General features: G+C 47.2%; 16 protein-coding genes and 4 tRNA genes. 16 read left to right on the forward strand and 4 right to left on the reverse strand.

Going from position 1 to position 21,255, the window contains the following annotated elements:
• Positions 1-167 precede the first annotated feature (167 nt).
• Positions 168-1,508 (reverse strand): CDP-diacylglycerol--serine O-phosphatidyltransferase, encoded by a 1,341-nt coding sequence (gene pssA / locus LY387_RS00560; protein WP_234494964.1) that lies wholly within the window; start codon positions 1,506-1,508, stop codon positions 168-170.
• Positions 1,509-1,598: 90 nt separating this feature from the next.
• Positions 1,599-2,030, reverse strand: a complete 432-nt coding sequence (locus LY387_RS00565; protein WP_234494965.1) for a GNAT family N-acetyltransferase — start codon at positions 2,028-2,030, stop codon at positions 1,599-1,601.
• A gap of 59 nt (positions 2,031-2,089) precedes the next feature.
• Between LY387_RS00565 and murB the strand changes: the two genes are divergently transcribed.
• Both murB and birA read left to right on the forward strand, forming a co-directional pair.
• Entirely contained in the window at positions 2,090-3,124 is a 1,035-nt protein-coding gene (gene murB, locus LY387_RS00570; RefSeq protein WP_234494966.1) for a UDP-N-acetylmuramate dehydrogenase, read from the forward strand.
• Complete coding sequence (birA, locus tag LY387_RS00575; RefSeq protein WP_234494967.1) at positions 3,121-4,077, forward strand: bifunctional biotin--[acetyl-CoA-carboxylase] ligase/biotin operon repressor BirA; 957 nt, start codon at positions 3,121-3,123, stop codon at positions 4,075-4,077. Before murB ends, birA begins: the two co-directional genes overlap by 4 nt.
• 49 nt (positions 4,078-4,126) lie before the next feature.
• Here birA and coaA read toward each other — a convergent pair whose 3' ends face one another.
• Positions 4,127-5,050, reverse strand: a complete 924-nt coding sequence (coaA, locus tag LY387_RS00580; protein ID WP_234494968.1) for a type I pantothenate kinase — start codon at positions 5,048-5,050, stop codon at positions 4,127-4,129.
• Positions 5,051-5,259: 209 nt separating this feature from the next.
• Here coaA and LY387_RS00585 point away from each other — a divergent pair.
• The 13 genes from LY387_RS00585 to rpoC all read left to right on the forward strand — a co-directional run bounded on the left by LY387_RS00585 (position 5,260) and on the right by rpoC (position 19,298).
• A tRNA-Thr gene (locus tag LY387_RS00585) sits at positions 5,260-5,335 on the forward strand.
• 48 nt (positions 5,336-5,383) lie between these two features.
• Positions 5,384-5,468, forward strand: a tRNA-Tyr gene (locus LY387_RS00590).
• Between the two features lie 35 nt (positions 5,469-5,503).
• Positions 5,504-5,578, forward strand: a tRNA-Gly gene (locus LY387_RS00595).
• Positions 5,579-5,591: 13 nt separating this feature from the next.
• Positions 5,592-5,667 (forward strand) — tRNA-Thr (locus LY387_RS00600).
• Positions 5,668-5,803: 136 nt separating this feature from the next.
• Positions 5,804-6,988, forward strand: coding sequence for an elongation factor Tu (tuf, locus tag LY387_RS00605; RefSeq protein WP_234494646.1), 1,185 nt, complete (start codon positions 5,804-5,806; stop codon positions 6,986-6,988).
• 302 nt (positions 6,989-7,290) lie between these two features.
• On the forward strand, positions 7,291-7,668 hold the full coding sequence (gene secE, locus LY387_RS00610) for a preprotein translocase subunit SecE (protein ID WP_042478967.1): 378 nt from the start codon (positions 7,291-7,293) through the stop codon (positions 7,666-7,668).
• A 13-nt stretch (positions 7,669-7,681) separates the two neighbouring features.
• Positions 7,682-8,230: a transcription termination/antitermination protein NusG gene (nusG, locus tag LY387_RS00615; RefSeq protein ID WP_042478970.1), complete on the forward strand. Its 549-nt coding sequence runs from the start codon at positions 7,682-7,684 to the stop codon at positions 8,228-8,230.
• Positions 8,231-8,418: 188 nt separating this feature from the next.
• Positions 8,419-8,847, forward strand: coding sequence for a 50S ribosomal protein L11 (rplK, locus tag LY387_RS00620; protein WP_008078231.1), 429 nt, complete (start codon positions 8,419-8,421; stop codon positions 8,845-8,847).
• A gap of 4 nt (positions 8,848-8,851) precedes the next feature.
• A complete protein-coding gene (rplA, locus tag LY387_RS00625) occupies positions 8,852-9,553 on the forward strand; it encodes a 50S ribosomal protein L1 (RefSeq protein ID WP_042503215.1) in 702 nt (233 codons plus the stop codon).
• Between the two features lie 256 nt (positions 9,554-9,809).
• Complete coding sequence (gene rplJ, locus LY387_RS00630; protein ID WP_096995134.1) at positions 9,810-10,304, forward strand: 50S ribosomal protein L10; 495 nt, start codon at positions 9,810-9,812, stop codon at positions 10,302-10,304.
• Positions 10,305-10,363: 59 nt separating this feature from the next.
• Entirely contained in the window at positions 10,364-10,732 is a 369-nt protein-coding gene (gene rplL, locus LY387_RS00635) for a 50S ribosomal protein L7/L12 (protein WP_031493851.1), read from the forward strand.
• Between the two features lie 250 nt (positions 10,733-10,982).
• The gene (gene rpoB / locus LY387_RS00640) at positions 10,983-15,008 is read left to right on the forward strand and encodes a DNA-directed RNA polymerase subunit beta (protein ID WP_234494969.1); all 4,026 of its coding nucleotides are present in this window, start codon (positions 10,983-10,985) and stop codon (positions 15,006-15,008) included.
• 87 nt (positions 15,009-15,095) lie between these two features.
• Complete coding sequence (gene rpoC, locus LY387_RS00645; protein ID WP_112478821.1) at positions 15,096-19,298, forward strand: DNA-directed RNA polymerase subunit beta'; 4,203 nt, start codon at positions 15,096-15,098, stop codon at positions 19,296-19,298.
• A gap of 472 nt (positions 19,299-19,770) precedes the next feature.
• Here the strand turns inward: rpoC and LY387_RS00650 are convergent, their stop codons facing one another.
• Positions 19,771-20,265 (reverse strand): Rsd/AlgQ family anti-sigma factor, encoded by a 495-nt coding sequence (locus LY387_RS00650; protein ID WP_042478978.1) that lies wholly within the window; start codon positions 20,263-20,265, stop codon positions 19,771-19,773.
• A 164-nt stretch (positions 20,266-20,429) separates the two neighbouring features.
• Between LY387_RS00650 and nudC the strand changes: the two genes are divergently transcribed.
• Positions 20,430-21,212 carry an NAD(+) diphosphatase gene (gene nudC, locus LY387_RS00655; RefSeq protein WP_234496027.1) on the forward strand — a complete coding sequence of 261 codons (783 nt, stop codon included), beginning with the start codon at positions 20,430-20,432 and terminating at the stop codon, positions 21,210-21,212.
• The last annotated feature ends 43 nt before the right edge of the window (positions 21,213-21,255 follow it).

Below are 21,255 nucleotides of genomic sequence, written 5' to 3' on the forward strand. Positions count from 1 at the left end.
TTTTGTGTTTGAAGTCTGTCGATAGTTGCTACGCTTCTAACTGATACCGTCATCCTCACGCAAGTGAGGATCTGCTGCCACAAGTAACTCATCTAAAGCATCTTAAGAACCTAAAGCACGCGCTTCAAAAGATTCTCGTTTTCACGAGAATGACGTTGTTTTGAATTTTAAAGCAACTGCTTCAAAACCCGATCAGCCCTTACTCGGGTAATCTTCTTAATCAACTTCTGCACTGGCACCGGATAGTTCTCAACCTTCTCAAGCTGCTTATAAGTACAAATCAACTGAGTATGCTCAAGAATATTCTCAATCTCAGCATCAAACTTATCAACAAGGTGCGAGTAGTGATCCTGAATCAGAATCGCGTTCTCGAGATCTAGGCTCCAAGCGCGTGGGTTCAGGTTGTTTCCTGTGATCAGCATATAACGCTTATCGACCCAAATACCTTTCAAGTGGAAGCTGTTGTCATCGTGCTTCCAAAGACGAATGCACAGATTACGGCTTGCGATGTGCGCTTCGTTGGCTTTGGCAAAACGGCGCAGATTCATTTCATACAGATAAGGCAGGCCACCAATGGTCTTAAAGTCTTCTTCTGGTGAAATGTAGAAATCGTTAGCCGTCTTGTCACCAACGACAATACGCACTTTTACCCCGCGCTTTAGCGCGCGCTTGATCTCTTTAGCAACCGACTTAGGGAAGTTAAAGTAAGGCGTGCAAATAAAAATCTCGTCTTTGGCGCTTGCCAGAAGCTGATTGATGCTCTGGTTTAGCTTGTTGCGTCGCTTACCAATGCCCACGATCGGCGTGACGGACACCTGATGTTCATTAGCTGGCTCAGCATCGAATTCATAACGAGCTTGGGATAGCGAGCCGCGTAGCTGTCGGATCTCGGCCTTGATTTCTTTGGTGGTCGGCTTCTGTGGTAGCGATAGATCATTAACCGCAGGGTTAGCGATCATCTCTGAAGCCACAAAGTTCGCCATACTGTCGGCAAGCTTTTGATTCTCAAGAACGTGATAGCGGTCAAAACGGTAACGGTCTTGGTAGTTCAAGTAGATGTTATTAAGGCTAGCGCCGCTATAAATCACCTTGTCATCGACGATAAACCCTTTTAGGTGCAAAACGCCAAACACCTCTCGACCACGTACAGGAATACCGTATACAGGGACGGCATGTTCGTATTTCTCGCGAAACTCACGGTACATCACTGCATTGCCATCGGATTGCTTAGCGCCAATAAGGCCACGCTGAGCGCGATGCCAATCAACACAGATTGCGATATCTAGGGCAGGGTTGTTCTGTTTCGCCTGATAAAGCTCAGTCAAAATCTGACGACCTGCCTCATCATCTTCTAAATACAGTGCGACTAGGTAGATTCTTGACTTTGCTTCGCGTATCGCTTGAATTAAATATTCGCGATAGTCGCTGGCGGAGAGCAAAACATCGAGCTTGCTCGGATCCTGTGCGATAGAGGGAAGCTGTTCAAAAGAGTTCCTAAAAGCCATCATGTAGAGACTGTACCTTTGGTCATTGCAAAATTGCGAACCTAGAATTTTACCAAACTCTTGCCCCAAATGGGTAGTAAACCGTTGATAAGTTTAACGGGGATCAATGTAACGCATTGCTAACAGCGATTTTCCACCGCCAATGTAGCGAGAAAACAGTTGCTTAAGCGGATTTGGTAATGAATCCTCGTCTATGGTTTCAAAGCCATGTTGTGAGTAAAAGCGTTCAAGGTGCGACAAAGCGAAGCAGTAGTCTCCGTCTTTGAGTTCACCTTGCTCTAAATACGTCATCAACTGGTGACCAAGACCAGCGCCACGTTGTTCCGGTAGAACCAGCATGCCAGTCATCAGTCGGTAATGCTCAATCGTTCGAAAGCGCACCAGTGCACTGAGCGATTGATTGCGACTTAAAGTAAGAATGCGTTCGTCACTTTTTGGTTTACCCGCTGGGTAGTGCGATTTGTAGAGTTTCTTTGCGATTGGCAGCTTTATTGGGTCAAGCACACCGAAATTTAACGTATCCATAGCCAATACGGATTTCAAAAGGATAGAATAGCGGCAGTGTAAGCCATCAATCGACGCCCATGCAAATTCAAAACAATGCCCAGCTTCGCCCGTACCATACCTTTGGTATCGACCAACAATGTCACGTCTTGATTGAGGTCCACTCAGTAGAGGACCTTATTGCGGTTTATCAACGCCAAGAGTGGCTAGCTCTGCCAAAGCTTATGCTCGGAAAGGGCAGCAATATGCTGTTTACCACACCGTTTGAAGGTGTAGTCATTATCAATCGCTTACGCGGTATCGATGTCAGTGAGACCGACGGGCAATATCATCTGCATGTCTCAGGTGGGGAAGATTGGCCGAGTTTGGTCGAATGGTGTGTCGAGCATAACTACGCGGGCATCGAAAATCTCGCCCTGATCCCTGGCTGCTCAGGCAGCGCACCCATCCAAAACATTGGCGCGTATGGGATTGAGCTTAAAGATGTTTGCAGCTATGTCGACTACCTCTGCTTAGAAACCTTTGAGGTGAAAAGGCTGACGCGTGAGGCGTGTCTATTCGGCTATCGCGATTCGATTTTCAAACATCAGCTGAAAGATAAAGCCATTGTTACTGCGATCGGATTAGCGCTTGATAAGAAGTGGCAGCCAAATCTGAGCTACGGTCCGCTGCAATCGCTAGAGCCAACCACAGCAACACCTAAAGCCGTGTTTGATATTGTCGTTAAGGTGCGTCAGGAGAAGCTTCCCGACCCCAAAGTGACGGGTAATGCCGGTAGCTTTTTCAAAAATCCGATCATCAGCCGCGAACAATATGATGCGCTCAAAGCGCAGTTTGAGGCTTTGGTGGCGTATCCAGCTGATAAAGGTATGAAGCTTGCTGCGGGATGGCTGATTGATCAGTGTGGTCTCAAAGGGCACCAAATTGGCGGCGCCATGGTTCATCCCAACCAAGCGCTTGTATTGGTCAATCATAGCGGAGCGACTGCGCAGGACATCGTCGAACTTGCGGCATTTGTTCGTCAAAGTGTCTTAGACAAGTTTGGCGTAGAGCTTGAACATGAGGTTCGCTTTATGGGCGCGCAACATGAAGTTTATTTGAAGGATTTGCTATGAAAGAACATCAAATGAAGCTAGCAATCCTAAATCAGCTATCCAAAGGCGGCTTTCACTCGGGAGAGGCGCTCGGTGAACAGCTTGGGATCTCGCGTGCTGCGGTCAGCAAACACATCAAAGGCATCCAACAGTGGGGGGTGGATATCTTTCGCGTGCAAGGCAAGGGCTACCAATTGGCTCAACCTATGGAGCTATTATCGGAGCAAGCCATTGGTGATGCGCTGACGACGCCATTTGAGCTGATCCCAATTATCGACTCGACCAATCAATACTTGCTCGACAAACAGGATTTACTCGATTCGGGTTGTGTGTGTATTTCCGAGTACCAAGCCAAAGGGCGTGGTCGCCGAGGTAGACAGTGGGTCTCACCGTTTGGTAGCAATCTCTACCTTTCGATGTATTGGCGTTTAGAAGCCGGAATGGCAGCGGCAATGGGCCTAAGCCTTGTCGTTGGCGTGGCGATTGTCGAAGCGCTGCAAAGCTTGGGAATCAATGGCGTTAAACTTAAGTGGCCGAACGATCTCTACTACCAAGATAAGAAGCTTGCAGGCATTCTCGTTGAAATGTCCGGTCAAGCGGGTGGGGCGGCGAATCTAGTGATTGGTATGGGTATGAACCTGAACATGAGTGAGCAGGTGACCGGTATCGACCAACCATGGACCTCTCTTAGTGAGGTTGCAGATAAACCGTTTAGCCGTAACGAGTTAGTGGTGGCGTTTATCAAGGCGTGGCACGCCGCACTGGAAGACTACGAACTGCGTGGCCTGCACGGCTTTGTTGAGCGTTGGAATCAGCATGATAACTTCCTCGAAAGAGAGGTGAAGCTGATTATGGGCGCTCGAGAAGTTAAAGGTATCGTCAAAGGTATTGATGCAACAGGTGCTGTGCTGTTAGAAACCGAGCGTGGTGTCGAGGCATACGTCGGTGGTGAAATATCGCTAAGAAAAGCCTGATCTGAGATTATTGAGGCATCGGCTAACAACAGTCGATGCCAATTCGCGACTATTTTCTTAAGTACACCGTCTCAACGCTGTGATCCGCACCTTTTTGCAGAATCAACTGCGCGCGCTCTTTCGTCGGCAAGATGTTCTCTTCTAGGTTCAAGCCATTAATCGATGCCCAAATAGACTTCGCCTTAGAGGTCGCTTCGGCTTCGGTGAGCTGAGTGTAGTGGCTAAAGTAAGAGCCTGGCTTAGTGAACGCACCCTCACGGAATTTCATAAAGCGGTTTACATACCACTGCTCAATTTGCTCACTGTCGGCATCCACATACAGAGAAAAATCCAAGAAGTCAGAAATAAACACACGATGTGGGTCGTGCGGATAGTCCATACCACTTTGCAATACGTTTAACCCTTCAATGATCAGCACATCCGGTAGATCAACGATTTTCTGCTCTTCGGTAATATCGTAAGTAATGTGTGAGTAGACGGGGGCTTGGACGTTGCGTTTACATGCCTTAACGTCCGAGACAAACTGCACCAAGCGGCGCATGTCGTAGGACTCAGGAAAGCCTTTTTTACCCATTAGCCCTTTTTCCAATAGCGTTTTGTTGGGATACAGAAAACCGTCAGTGGTGATGAGTTCCACTTTCGGGTGGTTATCCCAGCGGCTTAATAACGCTTTCAGTAGACGCGCAGTGGTGCTTTTGCCAACGGCGACACTACCAGCGATACCAATAACAAAGGGTGGGGTGTGCTCACTGTTCCCAAGGAACTCACCGAGTACCGAGTTACGACGCTGCCTTGCTGCGACATAGAGGTTAAGCAGTCGAGAGAGCGGCAGGTAAACATCAGTGGCTTCTTGCATGGTTAGCTTTTCATTGATGCCCTGAAGCTCTTTTAGGTCTTCTTCTGTGAGTGTCATCGGTACGGCGTTACGAAGCGCTGACCATTGCTCTCGACTGAATGACATAAAGGGACTCATAGGTAACCTAACCATGGATTAAAGTGACTGAGTGCTGAACATACCTGAAGCAAGCGATAAATCAAATAATTCATGCAACCAGGTCACGCTAATTCCCCGAAATGTGTACAAAAAGTCGTCAAACAAAAAGAATGTGGTGAAAATCGGATTTTTTTTTAATTTAACGGTTGCATCCACAAGATTCATTCAATAGAATGCGCTCCACTTATGCCGACTTAGCTCAGTAGGTAGAGCAACTGACTTGTAATCAGTAGGTCACCAGTTCGATTCCGGTAGTCGGCACCATTTTCACTTTGCCTAGGGCAATGATGACGAAAATGGTAAGTAAAATTTGGGGGGGTTCCCGAGTGGCCAAAGGGAGCAGACTGTAAATCTGCCGGCACTGCCTTCGATGGTTCGAATCCGTCCCCCCCCACCATATTCTTTAGGGAATAGCTCTCAGAGTTACGTGTTGCGGGCATCGTATAATGGCTATTACCTCAGCCTTCCAAGCTGATGATGCGGGTTCGATTCCCGCTGCCCGCTCCAACTCATTTAGAGTGCTGATATAGCTCAGGTGGTAGAGCGCATCCTTGGTAAGGATGAGGTCGGCAGTTCGAGTCTGCCTATCAGCACCAGCTCTCAAAGCAATTTTCCTTTTGATACTTTCTTTCGCCTAAACTATGTTTATTGGTTGAAAGAAGCTTTATTACCAAGATTTTTTGGTTGCGTGGTCTTCAAAGCCACCTAAATCCGTACCTAGAGGGACAACTCATGTCTAAAGAAAAATTTGAACGTACGAAACCGCACGTAAACGTTGGTACTATCGGCCACGTTGACCACGGTAAAACAACTCTAACAGCTGCAATCTGTACTACTCTTGCAAAAGTGTACGGCGGTGAAGCGAAAGACTTCGCATCTATCGATAACGCTCCAGAAGAGCGTGAGCGCGGTATCACAATCGCAACTTCTCACGTTGAGTACGACACTCCAACTCGTCACTACGCACACGTAGACTGTCCAGGACACGCGGATTATGTTAAGAACATGATCACTGGTGCTGCACAGATGGACGGTGGTATCCTTGTAGTTGCTGCAACTGACGGCCCAATGCCTCAGACTCGTGAGCACATCCTACTAGGCCGTCAGGTTGGTATCCCATACATCATCGTATTCATGAACAAATGTGACATGGTTGACGATGAAGAGCTTCTAGAGCTAGTTGAAATGGAAGTTCGTGAACTTCTATCTGAGTACGAATTCCCAGGTGATGACCTACCAGTTATCCAAGGTTCTGCACTAGGCGCTCTAAACGGCGAGAAGCAGTGGGAAGACAAAATCGTTGAGCTTGCTGAAGCACTAGACTCTTACATCCCAGAGCCAGAGCGTGCAGTAGACCAACCGTTCCTACTACCAATCGAAGACGTATTCTCGATCCAAGGTCGTGGTACTGTTGTAACTGGTCGTATCGAGCGCGGTATCCTACGCGTAGGTGACGAAGTAGAAATCGTAGGTATCAAAGAGACTACAACGACTACTTGTACTGGTGTTGAGATGTTCCGTAAGCTTCTTGACGAAGGTCGTGCTGGTGAGAACGTTGGTGCACTTCTACGTGGTACTAAGCGTGACGAAGTTGAACGTGGTCAAGTTCTTGCAGCTCCTGGCTCAATCAACCCACACACTAAGTTCGAGTCTGAAGTATACGTACTTTCTAAAGACGAAGGCGGCCGTCATACTCCGTTCTTCAAAGGCTACCGTCCACAGTTCTACTTCCGTACAACTGACGTAACTGGTGATATCTCTCTACCAGACGGCGTAGAAATGGTAATGCCTGGCGACAACATCCAAATGAAAGTTGAGCTAATCGCTCCAATCGCTATGGATGAAGGCCTACGTTTCGCTATCCGTGAAGGTGGCCGTACAGTAGGTGCTGGTGTTGTTGCTAAGATCTTCGACTAATTCTTAGAATTGTCGCAAGCTCTGGGAAAATCTTTGAATAAGATTTGACTAAGCAATGCTAAAAAGGGCATCATTTGATGCCCTTTTTCTGCGCTACTATTTATAGGGGCGCATAATTCACTCAATGACTGCTCAAAGAGTGAATGAATAAAGGATTTATAAGGGTTGAGTTGGAAAGCGATTTCTACCTGAGCCTTTGCATAATATGTTGGTTTGACTCAAATTTTATCAACATTAAAGGAATAAGCCCTGCAGCAGCGGGGTTGTTGTCGTCTAGTTAAGACTTGTCACAGGTTGGTTTTATGAAAGCAAACGCTGAAACTCCTGATAGCTCAAATGCAGCAGATGTAATTAAGTGGATCGTCGCTTTTGCGCTGCTAGCCGCCGCTGTTGTGGGTAATTACCTGTACGGAGAGCTATCTGTAGTTCTTCGCGCTGCAGGTGTAGTTGTATTGATTGCCGCGGCACTTGGTGTTGCAGCTACAACAACAAAAGGTAAGGCAGCTATCACGTTCGCACGTGAAGCACGCGTAGAAGTTCGCAAAGTGGTTTGGCCTACACGCCAAGAAACAATGCAGACTACGCTGATTGTCCTTGCAGTAAGTATTGTAATGGCGCTTGCGTTATGGGGTATCGACGGCATTATGGTCCGTCTTGTTGCGTTCATAACCGGGTTATAGAGGGTGTTAATTCATGAGTGAAGCTCCGAAAAAACGCTGGTACGTTGTTCAAGCCTTTTCTGGTTTTGAAGGACGTGTGGCTCAGTCTCTTCGCGAACATATCAAAATGCACGCAATGGAAGAGTACTTTGGTGAAGTGCTAGTACCGACTGAAGAAGTTGTGGAAATGCGCTCTGGCCAACGCCGCAAGAGCGAGCGTAAGTTCTTCCCAGGCTACGTTCTTGTTCAAATGATCATGAACGACGAATCATGGCACCTTGTACGCAGTGTGCCACGAGTAATGGGCTTCATTGGTGGAACCTCTGACCGTCCAGCACCTATCACAGATAAAGAAGCTGATGCTATTCTGAATCGTCTAGAGAAAGCTAGCGAAGCTCCACGTCCAAGAACGATGTTCGAAGCGGGCGAAGTGGTACGTGTTAACGAAGGTCCGTTTGCTGACTTCAACGGTACTGTTGAAGAAGTGGATTATGAGAAGAGCCGCCTGAAAGTGTCTGTATCGATCTTTGGTCGTGCAACACCAGTTGAGCTTGAATTCGGTCAAGTTGATAAACTTGATTAATACTCATTTTTTAAAAGCTTAGGCCAATAAAAACGAGAGTATAAAAAAACACCATTTTAGGGTTGTTAAAGGCGCGAATTATGCTTATAATTTCGCGCCTTTTTGCAGTAACGACTGTAGAAAGTTTTTTCAAAACACGGGGAGCTCTCCCATTCGGATAGCGCTTGAACCCAAAATTAGGAAATATCATGGCTAAGAAAGTTGAAGCTTATATCAAACTGCAAGTTGCAGCTGGTATGGCAAACCCAAGTCCACCGGTTGGTCCTGCTCTAGGTCAACACGGTGTGAACATCATGGAATTCTGTAAAGCGTTCAACGCAAAAACAGAATCTATTGAGAAAGGTCTACCGACTCCAGTAGTAATCACTGTATACAACGACCGTTCTTTCACGTTCGTAACTAAGACTCCACCTGCTGCTGTTCTTCTTAAGAAAGCTGCTGGCGTTAAGTCTGGTTCAGGTCGTCCTAACACTGAAAAAGTGGGTACAGTAACTGACGCTCAAATCCAAGAAATCGCAGAAACTAAAGCTGCTGATATGACTGGTGCTGACATCGAAGCGATGAAGCGTTCTATCGCGGGTACTGCTCGTTCAATGGGCCTAGTGGTAGAGGGTTAAGATCATGGCAAAACTTACTAAGCGTATGCGCGTAATCCGCGAAAAAGTTGACGTAACTAAAGAATACGAAATCAACGAAGCTGTAGCTCTTCTTAAAGAACTAGCAACGGCTAAATTCGTTGAGTCTGTAGACGTTGCTGTTAACCTAGGCATCGATGCTCGTAAATCTGACCAGAACGTACGTGGTGCAACTGTACTACCTCACGGTACTGGCCGCGAAATCCGCGTTGCAGTGTTCACTCAAGGTGCAAACGCTGAAGCAGCTAAAGAAGCTGGCGCAGACATCGTAGGTATGGAAGATCTTGCTGAGCAAGTTAAGAAAGGCGAAATGAACTTCGACGTAGTTGTTGCTTCTCCAGATGCAATGCGTGTTGTTGGTCAACTAGGTACTATCCTAGGTCCTCGCGGTCTTATGCCAAACCCGAAAGTTGGTACTGTAACTCCTAACGTTGCTGAAGCAGTTAAGAACGCTAAAGCTGGTCAGGTTCGTTACCGTAACGACAAGAACGGCATCGTACACACTACTATCGGTAAAGTGTCTTTCGAAGCTAACCAACTACAAGAGAACCTAGAAGCTCTACTAGTTGCGCTTAAGAAAGCGAAGCCATCTTCAGCGAAAGGTACTTTCCTGAAGAAAGTAAGCATCTCTACTACTATGGGTGCTGGTGTTTCTGTAGATCAATCTACACTAAACACTCAAGCTTAATTGCTTGCATAGGCGCGAAATTCTTGTATAATTTTGCGCCTATCAAAATTTGTGGTTGAGGCTGAAATCCTAGTGACTTTAGTCTCCATCCAAGACCGTAGGCGTTCTGAAAAGAACTTAATACTACCTACGTAGATGGTGCCAGATAGAAAGGAAGTTGAGCGTAACGTTTATCTTTCTTCTGGAAAGCACCGTATGAACTCCCAAAATCGCGAAGATTTCGGGTGGTGTAAAAACAACCAGGAGTAAATCCAAGATGGCTTTAAACCTTCAAGACAAAAAAGCAATTGTTGCTGAAGTCAACGAAGCAGCCAGTGGTGCACTTTCTGCAGTTGTAGCTGACTCTCGTGGCGTTGAAGTTGGCGCAATGACTTCTCTACGTAAACAAGCGCGTGAAGCGGGCGTTTACCTGAAAGTTGTGCGTAACACTCTAGCACGCCGTGCGGTTCAGGGTACTGACTATGAGTGTCTAACTGACACTTTCACTGGTCCTACTCTAATCGCGTTCTCTAACGAGCACCCAGGTGCTGCAGCGCGTCTTTTCAAAGACTTCGCTAAAGAGAACAAAGAATTCGAGATCAAAGCTGCTGCATTTGAAGGCGCGGTTACTGATGCTGAAGTACTAGCGACACTACCAACTTACGACGAAGCTATTGCACGCCTAATGATGTGCATGAAAGAAGCTTCTGCAGGCAAGCTGGTACGTACTATCGCTGCACTACGCGACCAGAAGCAAGAAGAAGCTGCTTAATCAGCTTGCTTTTTACTGGTTGCAAAATAAACTTATTGTTGACTTAAAAGAGAATTGTTATGTCTATTACTAACGAGCAAATCCTAGACGCAGTTGCAGAAATGTCTGTAATGCAAGTTGTTGAGCTTATCGAAGCTATGGAAGAGAAATTCGGCGTATCTGCTGCAGCTGCTGTTGTAGCTGGCGGTGCTGCTGGTGGCGAAGCTGCTGCTGAGCAAACTGAATTCGACGTAATCCTAACTGCTGCTGGCGGTAACAAAGTTGCTGTTATCAAAGCGGTACGTGGCGCAACAGGTCTAGGCCTTAAAGAAGCTAAAGGTCTTGTAGACTCAGCTCCAGCACCTCTAAAAGAAGGCGTTGACAAAGCTGAAGCTGAAGCTCTTAAAGCTCAGCTAGAAGAAGCTGGTGCTTCTGTTGAAGTTAAGTAATTATTGCTTAATTTCTTAGCCGAATAGGCTAATGGCTGGTGGTTTATTGACCACCGGCCTTTTTGCGCTGTAGGGCATAGATGAATTTTCCCGCTGTTTAAGCGTCTATGCACCAAGCAAAAAACGTTGTCTCGACGCTAGAGTCAACGTCACTACAGTAAACAGTTGTTAGTCACTGCCCCATACTCCACCTTAAGTAACTAGGATGGAAGGGCAGTTTGGGTCACTTATCAGCGAGCTGAGGAACCCCATGGTTTACTCTTATACCGAGAAAAAGCGCATCCGTAAGGACTTTGGTACTCGTCCACAAGTTTTGGACATTCCATACCTGCTATCGATCCAGCTTGATTCGTTCGACAAATTCATCGAACAGGATCCAGAGGGTCAATACGGACTTGAAGCTGCGTTTCGTTCTGTATTCCCAATTCAGAGCTATAACGGCAACTCTGAGCTGCAATACGTTAGCTACCGTCTTGGTGAGCCAGTATTTGATGTTAAAGAATGTCAAATTCGTGGCGTTACGTATTCAAAGCCACTACGCGTAAAACTACGTCTAGTTATCTTTGATAAAGACGCACCAGCAGGTACCGTAAAAGACATTAAAGAACAAGAAGTCTACATGGGCGAAATTCCGCTTATGACAGACAATGGTACCTTCGTTATCAATGGTACCGAGAGGGTTATCGTATCCCAGCTGCACCGAAGCCCAGGCGTGTTCTTCGACAGCGATAAGGGTAAGACTCACTCTTCAGGTAAAGTTCTTTATAACGCACGTGTTATTCCTTACCGTGGTTCATGGCTCGACTTCGAGTTTGACCCGAAAGATAACCTGTACGTTCGTATCGACCGTCGTCGTAAACTACCAGCATCGATCATTCTTCGTGCACTAGGTAAGTCTACGCAAGAAATCCTCGATATCTTCTTCGAAAAAGTAAACTTCGAAGTTAAGGACCAAACTCTACTTATGGAGTTGGTGCCTGAGCGTCTACGTGGTGAGACTGCTTCTTTCGATATCGAAGCAAACGGCAAAACTTATGTTGAGACTGGTCGTCGCGTTACTGCTCGTCACATCCGTCAACTAGAAAAAGATGGCGTTGAGTTCATTGAAGTACCTGTCGAGTACATCGTAGGTAAAGTAGCTTCTCAAGACTACATCAATGAAGCGACAGGTGAGATCATCGTTGGTGCAAACCAAGAGATCAGCCTAGAAGCACTAGCGAACCTATCTCAGGCAGGCGTTAAGAAACTAGAAGTTCTATTTACGAACGATCTAGACCACGGTCCGTTCATGTCTGACACTCTACGTGTCGACAGCACGGTAGACCGCATCTCTGCACTGGTAGAAATCTACCGCATGATGCGCCCTGGTGAGCCGCCAACAAAAGAAGCTGCAGAAGCACTATTCGAAAGCCTATTCTTCTCTGAAGAGCGTTATGACCTATCGACTGTTGGTCGTATGAAGTTTAACAGCTCTATCCTACGTGAAGATGCTCTAGAGCAGGGTACGCTGGATGAGACTGACATCATCGAAGTGATGAAGAAGCTTATCGCGATCCGTAACGGTATCGGTGAAGTCGATGATATCGACCACCTAGGTAACCGTCGTATCCGTTCTGTAGGTGAAATGGCTGAGAACCAATTCCGTGTTGGTCTTGTACGTGTTGAGCGTGCAGTGAAAGAGCGTTTGAGCCTAGGTGACCTTGATGCAATCATGCCTCAAGACCTAATCAACGCGAAGCCTATCTCTGCGGCAGTTAAAGAATTCTTCGGTTCTTCACAGCTATCTCAGTTTATGGACCAGAACAACCCGCTTTCAGAAGTAACGCACAAGCGTCGTATTTCTGCATTGGGTCCTGGTGGTCTAACTCGTGAGCGTGCTGGCTTCGAAGTACGTGACGTACACGTAACTCACTACGGTCGTCTATGTCCTATCGAAACGCCTGAAGGTCCGAACATCGGTCTAATTAACTCTCTATCAGCATTCGCGCGCTGTAACGAGTACGGTTTCCTAGAAACTCCGTACCGCCGCGTTGTTGATGGTGTAGTAACTGACGAAGTTGATTACCTATCAGCAATCGAAGAAGGCCAATTCGTTATCGCTCAGGCTAACGCTGCGCTAACGGAAGAAGGCTCTTTTGCTGACGAGCTAATCACAGCACGTCAAAAAGGTGAATCTGGTCTTCACCCACGCGACCATGTTAACTACATGGACGTTGCAACAAACCAAGTAGTATCTATCGCTGCATCGCTTATCCCGTTCCTAGAACACGATGATGCGAACCGTGCATTGATGGGTGCGAACATGCAACGTCAGGCTGTTCCAACACTTAAGGCTGATAAGCCTCTAGTTGGTACTGGTATCGAGCGCAACGTAGCGGTTGACTCTGGTGTAACAGCAGTAGCTAAACGTGGCGGTACAGTTCAGTCTGTAGATGCTTCTCGTATCGTTATTAAAGTTAACGAAGACGAGCTGATCCCTGGCGAAGCAGGTATCGATATCTACAACCTGACTAAGTACACGCGTTCGAACCAGAACACTTGTATTAACCAGCGCCCAACCGTACTACCTGGCGAGCCAGTAGCACGCGGTGACGTTCTTGCTGATGGTCCTTCAACAGACCTTGGTGAGCTAGCGCTTGGTCAAAACATGCGTATCGCGTTCATGCCTTGGAACGGTTACAACTTCGAAGACTCGATCTTAGTATCTGAGCGCGTAGTTCAAGAAGACCGCTTCACGACTATCCACATCCAAGAACTGTCTTGTGTGGCACGTGATACTAAGCTGGGCTCTGAAGAGATCACAGCGGATATTCCAAACGTAGGTGAGTCTGCTCTGTCTAAACTAGACGAGTCAGGTATCGTTTACATCGGTGCTGAAGTTAAGGGTGGCGACATCCTAGTTGGTAAAGTAACGCCTAAAGGTGAAACTCAGCTGACTCCAGAAGAGAAGCTACTACGTGCGATCTTCGGTGAAAAAGCATCTGATGTTAAAGATACTTCACTACGTGTACCTAACTCTATTTCAGGTACCATCATTGACGTTCAAGTCTTCACTCGCGATGGCGTAGAGAAAGACAAGCGTGCTCTAGAAATTGAGCAAATGCAGCTGAAAGAAGCGAAGAAAGACCTAACTGAAGAATTCCAGATTCTTGAGGGTGGCCTTCTAAACCGTGTGAAAGCTGTACTACTTCAAGGTGGTTACTCTGACGCTAAACTAGATACTATCGATCGTAAGAAGTGGCTAGAGCTAACGCTAGAAGACGATGCAATGCAAACTCAGCTTGAGCAACTTGCAGAGCAGTACGACGAGCTAAAAGCAGACTTCGATAAGAAGTTTGAAACTAAGCGTCGTAAGATCACTCAAGGTGATGATCTAGCGCCTGGCGTTCTTAAGATTGTTAAAGTTTACCTAGCGGTTAAACGTCGTATCCAGCCTGGTGATAAGATGGCGGGTCGTCACGGTAACAAGGGTGTAATCTCTAAGATCAACCCTGTTGAAGACATGCCTTACGATGAGAAAGGTCAGCCTGTAGACATCGTACTTAACCCACTGGGTGTACCTTCGCGTATGAACATCGGTCAGATCCTTGAGGTTCACTTAGGTCTGGCAGCGAAAGGTATCGGTGACAAGATCAACCAGATGGTGAAAGAGCAGCAAGAACTAGCGAAATTCCGCGAGTTCCTGCAGAAGGTTTACGATCTAGGTGGTACTCGTCAGAACGTTGATATTGCATCACTGTCTGATGACGAAGTACGTACTCTAGTTAAGAACCTACGTGGCGGTCTACCGATTGCTACACCTGTCTTTGACGGTGCGTCTGAGAAGTCTATTAAAGAACTTCTAAAACTGGGTGACCTACCAGAATCTGGTCAGCTAACTCTGTTTGACGGTCGTACTGGTGATGCGTTTGAGCGTCCTGTAACTGTCGGTTACATGTACATGCTGAAACTAAACCACCTTGTTGATGACAAGATGCACGCTCGTTCAACTGGTTCGTACAGCCTAGTAACTCAGCAACCACTTGGTGGTAAAGCTCAGTTCGGTGGTCAGCGTTTCGGTGAGATGGAAGTATGGGCACTAGAAGCATACGGTGCTGCATATACGCTTCAAGAAATGCTAACGGTTAAGTCTGATGACGTTAACGGCCGTACGAAGATGTACAAAAACATCGTCGATGGTAACCACAGCATGGAACCTGGCATGCCAGAATCGTTCAACGTACTGTTGAAAGAGATCCGCTCGCTAGGTATCAACATCGAGCTAGAAGACGAATAATCCCTCTGGATTATCTGGTAGAAAAGGGGCTCGCACAGGTTTGCTGACCTAGCGGGTTCCTTTTTAAACTCCTTACAGGAGCTGATTGTGAAAGACTTATTAAACTTTCTAAAAGCACAGCATAAGACCGAAGAATTTGATGCAATCAAAATCGGTCTATCTTCACCTGACATGATTCGTTCATGGTCTTTTGGTGAAGTTAAAAAACCAGAAACTATCAACTATCGTACGTTCAAGCCTGAGCGCGATGGTCTGTTCTGTGCGCGTATCTTTGGTCCAGTTAAAGACTACGAATGTCTTTGTGGCAAATATAAGCGTCTGAAGCACCGTGGTGTTATCTGTGAGAAGTGTGGTGTAGAAGTTACACAAACTAAAGTTCGTCGTGACCGCATGGGCCACATCGAGCTTGCGTCTCCAGTAGCTCACATCTGGTTCCTAAAATCGCTACCATCTCGTATCGGTTTGCTAATGGACATCCCACTACGTGATATCGAGCGCGTTCTTTACTTCGAAATGTACGTAGTAACAGAGCCGGGTATGACGGATCTAGAAAAATCACAGATGCTTACTGAAGAAGAGTATCTTGATCGTCTAGAAGAATGGGGTGATGAGTTCACTGCTAAGATGGGTGCAGAAGCGATCAAAGATCTGCTGTCTACTATGGACATGCACGCTGAAGCAGAGATGATGCGCGAAGAGCTTGAGTCTACAAACTCAGAAACTAAGCGTAAGAAAATCACTAAGCGTCTGAAGCTAGTTGAAGCGTTTATTCAATCAGGTAACAACCCTGAGTGGATGATCCTAACTGTGCTTCCGGTACTTCCGCCAGATCTACGTCCTCTAGTACCACTAGATGGCGGCCGTTTCGCAACGTCTGATCTGAACGACCTATACCGTCGCGTAATCAACCGTAACAACCGTTTGAAGCGTCTTCTAGAGCTAGCGGCTCCGGACATCATCGTACGTAACGAAAAGCGTATGCTGCAAGAGTCTGTTGATGCCCTTCTAGATAACGGTCGTCGCGGTCGTGCGATCACAGGTTCGAACAAGCGTCCTCTGAAATCTCTTGCTGATATGATCAAGGGTAAACAAGGTCGTTTCCGTCAGAACCTACTAGGTAAGCGTGTAGACTACTCTGGCCGTTCTGTAATCACAGTAGGTCCATACCTTCGTCTGCACCAGTGTGGTCTTCCTAAGAAGATGGCACTAGAGCTATTCAAACCATTTATCTACAGCAAGCTAGAAACTCGTGGCATGGCGACGACAATCAAAGCAGCTAAGAAAATGGTAGAGCGCGAAGAAGCGATCGTTTGGGATATCCTAGACGAAGTAATCCGCGAACACCCAGTACTATTGAACCGTGCACCAACACTTCACCGTCTTGGTATCCAGGCGTTCGAACCAGTACTAATCGAAGGTAAAGCGATTCAGCTACACCCACTAGTGTGTGCGGCGTACAACGCGGACTTCGATGGTGACCAAATGGCGGTTCACGTGCCTCTAACTCTAGAAGCACAGCTTGAAGCTCGTACTCTGATGATGTCGACAAACAACATTCTGTCGCCAGCATCAGGTGATCCGATCATCGTACCTTCTCAGGACGTTGTATTGGGTCTGTACTACATGACACGTGACAAGATCAACGTGAAAGGTGAAGGTATGTACCTTGCTGGCCCTGAAGAGGCTGAGAAGGCATACCGTACTAAGAGCGCAGAGCTACACGCTCGCGTAAAAGTACGTATCACTGAAACTGTCGTTGACGAAGACGGCAACAGCACAACTGAGACTAAGATGGTTGATACCACTATCGGTCGTGCAATGCTATGGCAAATCGTGCCAGCAGGTCTTCCATTCAGCTTGGTAAACCAAAAGCTAGGTAAGAAGCAAATCTCTAACCTACTGAACGAGGCTTACCGCAAGCTGGGTCTAAAAGACACTGTAATCTTCGCTGACCAAGTTATGTACGCTGGTTTTGCTTACGCAGCACTTTCAGGTGTATCTGTTGGTATCGATGACATGGTTGTACCTCAAGCGAAGTACGACGAGATCGAATCAGCAGAAGAAGAAGTTCGCGAAATCCAGGATCAGTTCCAATCTGGTCTTGTAACAGCGGGTGAGCGCTACAACAAAGTGATCGATATTTGGGCATCGACCAACGATCGCGTAGCGAAAGCGATGATGGACAACCTATCATCTGAAACGGTTATCAACCGTGACGGTGAAGAAGAACAACAAGAGTCGTTCAACAGCATCTACATGATGGCTGACTCGGGCGCTCGTGGTTCTGCAGCTCAGATTCGTCAGCTTGCTGGTATGCGTGGTCTAATGGCACGTCCAGATGGTTCAATCATCGAGACGCCAATCACCGCGAACTTTAAAGAAGGTCTAAACGTACTTCAGTACTTTATCTCAACGCACGGTGCTCGTAAGGGTCTTGCGGATACAGCACTGAAAACAGCGAACTCGGGTTACCTAACTCGTCGTCTAGTAGACGTTGCTCAGGACGTAGTTGTTCACGAGCACGACTGTGGTACGCACGAAGGTATCCTAATGACTCCGCACATCGAAGGTGGTGACGTTAAAGTTGCACTTTCTGAACTTGCGCTGGGTCGTGTAGTTGCTGAAGACGTTCTTAAGCCAGGTACTGAAGAAGTTCTGATCCCACGTAATACTCTGATTGATGAGAAGTGGTGTCAGATCATGGAAGATAACTCTGTAGACAGCATGAAAGTGCGCTCAGTAGTTACCTGTGATGCAGACTTCGGTTGTTGTGCACAGTGTTACGGTCGTGACCTAGCACGTGGTCACCTAGTGAACCAAGGCGAAGCAGTGGGCGTTATCGCTGCTCAGTCTATCGGTGAGCCGGGTACACAGCTTACGATGCGTACGTTCCACATCGGTGGTGCGGCATCTACTGCAGCAGCAGAGAACAGCATCCAAGCTAAGAACACAGGTTCTGTGAAACTTCACAACGCTAAGTTTGTTATCAACAAAGATAAGAAACTGGTTATCACCTCTCGTGCGTCAGAAATGACGATCATCGATGAGTTCGGTCGTACCAAAGAGAAGCACAAACTTCCTTACGGTTCACTACTGACTAAAGGTGACGGCGATGCAGTTCAAGCTGGTGAAACAGTAGCGAACTGGGAAGCGCACACGCTTCCAATCATCACTGAAGTAGCAGGTCGCATCCAATTCGTAGACATGATCGATGGCGTAACTGTTTCTCGTCAAACAGATGACCTAACAGGTCTATCTTCAAGCGAAGTAACAGAAGCGGCAGCTCGCCCAGCAGCAGGTAAAGATATGCGTCCAGCAATCAAACTTGTTGATGAGCAAGGTAACGACGTAATGATCGCAGGCACTGAAATGCCAGCACTTTACTTCCTACCTGGTAAAGCGATCGTGAACATCGAAGATGGCGCAGAAGTAGGTGTGGGTGATACGCTAGCACGTATTCCACAGAAATCTGGCGGTAACAAAGATATCACCGGTGGTCTACCTCGCGTTGCGGACCTATTCGAAGCTCGTAAGCCAAAAGAGCCAGCAATCCTTGCTGAGCACTCTGGTACCGTTTCATTCGGTAAAGAGACGAAAGGTAAGCGTCGTCTAATCATCACTCGTGATGGTGGCGATAACTACGAAGAGATGATTCCTAAGCATCGTCAGCTAAACGTGTTCGAAGGTGAGCGCGTAGAGCGTGGTGACGTAATCGCTGATGGTCCAGAAACTCCGCATGACATTCTACGTCTACGTGGTATTCACGCTGTGACTCAATACATCGCGAACGAAGTTCAAGAAGTATACCGTCTACAGGGTGTAAAGATTAACGATAAGCACATCGAGACTATCGTTCGTCAAATGCTACGTAAGTGTACTATCACTCATGCTGGTGACTCTGAGTTCCTACCAGGCGAGCAGGTTGAATACTCAAGCGTTAAGATCGCAAACCGTCAGCTAGAAGCTGAAGGCAAAGAACTTGTACGTTTCGAGCGTGACCTACTAGGTATCACTAAGGCATCGCTAGCAACAGAATCGTTCATCTCTGCAGCATCGTTCCAAGAAACGACGCGCGTACTAACAGAGGCAGCGGTATCTGGTAAGCGTGATGACCTACGTGGTCTGAAAGAGAACGTTATCGTGGGTCGTCTGATCCCAGCGGGTACTGGTTTTGCGTATCACCAAGACCGTCAAGCTAAGCGTGACGAAGCTCAAGAAGGTCCATCAGCTGAACAAGCGACGGACAACCTAGCTGCACTACTAAACGCAGGTTTCTCTTCTGACGAGTAATCGCAGAGCGAAATGACAAAAGGCGCCGAAAGGCGCCTTTTTTGTGTCTGGAATCCTGAGATTTGGCAGGTGCGTTGAGTAGCCCCCTTGCCTGCGTCGGCGCGCGACAATTGGAGTGATGGGATTGCTTAGTCTTGATGGCTCCATAGCGCACGTCATTCCTGCGCAGGCAGGAATCTTCTTGAAGCTTGGTACACGCTTTGAGTAGACCCCTGCCTGCGCAGGGGTGACGGTCATTTTGAGTGTGGCTATTTTTAGTATGCAAATGCTAGCATTTTTAGGCGCGTAGTCGCTATTTGGGGCATAACGATTTATTTAGACGTGATTGCTCCACAACGTATGTCATTCCTGCGTAGGCAGGAATCTTCTAGAGGCTTGGTGCACGCTTTGAGTAACCCCTTCCTGCGCAGGAGCGCGGCTAGTGGAGTGACGGTAATTCTGGATTCAGAAATGCTAACTATTGCACTATTGCTTACGCACCTGGCGGAATCGCCAAACTATCCGCGATCAACTGAATCAGCTTATCTTCCACTTCAAAGCGCAGCTCAAGTATCTCACCAACTTTAGACATATCGTCCTCGAAACCCGGAAGCTCATCTTCAAATGATACTTGTACATATTTGTCGTTGAACTCAAGTAATGGGTCTGTGGTGAGAACGATCTTAGCGTAGGTCGCATCGATATCATCGTTGGTCTTAAAGCCAGTCGCCTTCCACTTATCCATCACCATGTCGTAGATCTTAAAGTGGCCTTCAGAGATGTAGTCGACGAGATGATCACAAAAGGAGCTGATTTCTTTCGCAGAGGGAAGCTCAACCACGTTAGATTGGGCTTGAGCGGGTTGAAGGGAACCGAGCTTACAGTATTCAACAATAAGCGCTTGTCTTGTTTCTAGCCAGTGGTCGATGACTTCGCTAGAGCCACCCCATTGTTCTTGTACTTGTTTGAATTTATTTAACATGACCATGTCCTCATGATCGGCACTGCAATTGGCAGCTGCACGCTTTGTAACGACAAAGAGTAAAAGAGAATTCGTTTCTCATTCACCAGAATTAGAATTTCGAGTTTTCTAGCTGGTATGAATTTAGATTGCCAGTAAAATGGACGAACTGCAAGTGAAGAGGATTCATGATGTTAAAAAAAAGTGAAAAGGTCATTCGCCAGGCTTATTGGTGTGTGGTGTCAGGGAATGAACTTTGGCTTGCAGACGGTGATGTGCCGCTTGGTTCGGCAGAGCAGTTTTCACTGCCTGCTCATCAGGCAATAAAAGTAGGGGCGTTTGAAGGTAAGCCCGTGATGTGGCTTAACGATGCCGACCTAGAAGGAGAGCGAGAGCTAACCTCACTGCGCGAATTGCTTCATCTCCCAGAGACGCTGTTCCATCAAATCTCCAAAGCAATTCAATATGGCTATATGAGCCAGTCTATGCGTTTTTGTCCTCAATGCGGAGGTCGCAATCACCTCAACCACAATCAGCTCGCTATGCAGTGCCAAGACTGCCGAACGCTGCATTATCCACGTATCTTTCCCTGCATTATCGTCGCCGTGCGCAAAGGGCAAGATATCTTGCTGGCACAGCATAATCGCCATGCAGGCGGCATGTACACGGTTATCGCCGGGTTCCTAGAAGTGGGGGAAACACTAGAAACTTGCGTTGCCCGTGAGGTGGAAGAGGAGACAGGCATCAAGGTTGCCAATATTCGTTATTTTGGCAGTCAGCCATGGGCATTTCCTTCGAGCATGATGATGGCGTTTCTAGCTGACTATGAGAGTGGGGATATCAAACCAGACTACAGTGAGCTCAAAGACGCACAGTGGTTTAATACTAATGAGCTTCCCTTGGTCGCGCCTGAAGGAACTATTGCCAGATCGCTTATTCATGCGACCGTCGAGGCGGCTGCGGCAGAAAAATGACAAAAAAAACCCTCCGCGTGCGGAGGGGGTAAGTAAGATGTCG

Source organism: Vibrio maritimus, from assembly GCF_021441885.1.
Classification (GTDB): Bacteria; Pseudomonadota; Gammaproteobacteria; order Enterobacterales; family Vibrionaceae; genus Vibrio; species Vibrio maritimus_B.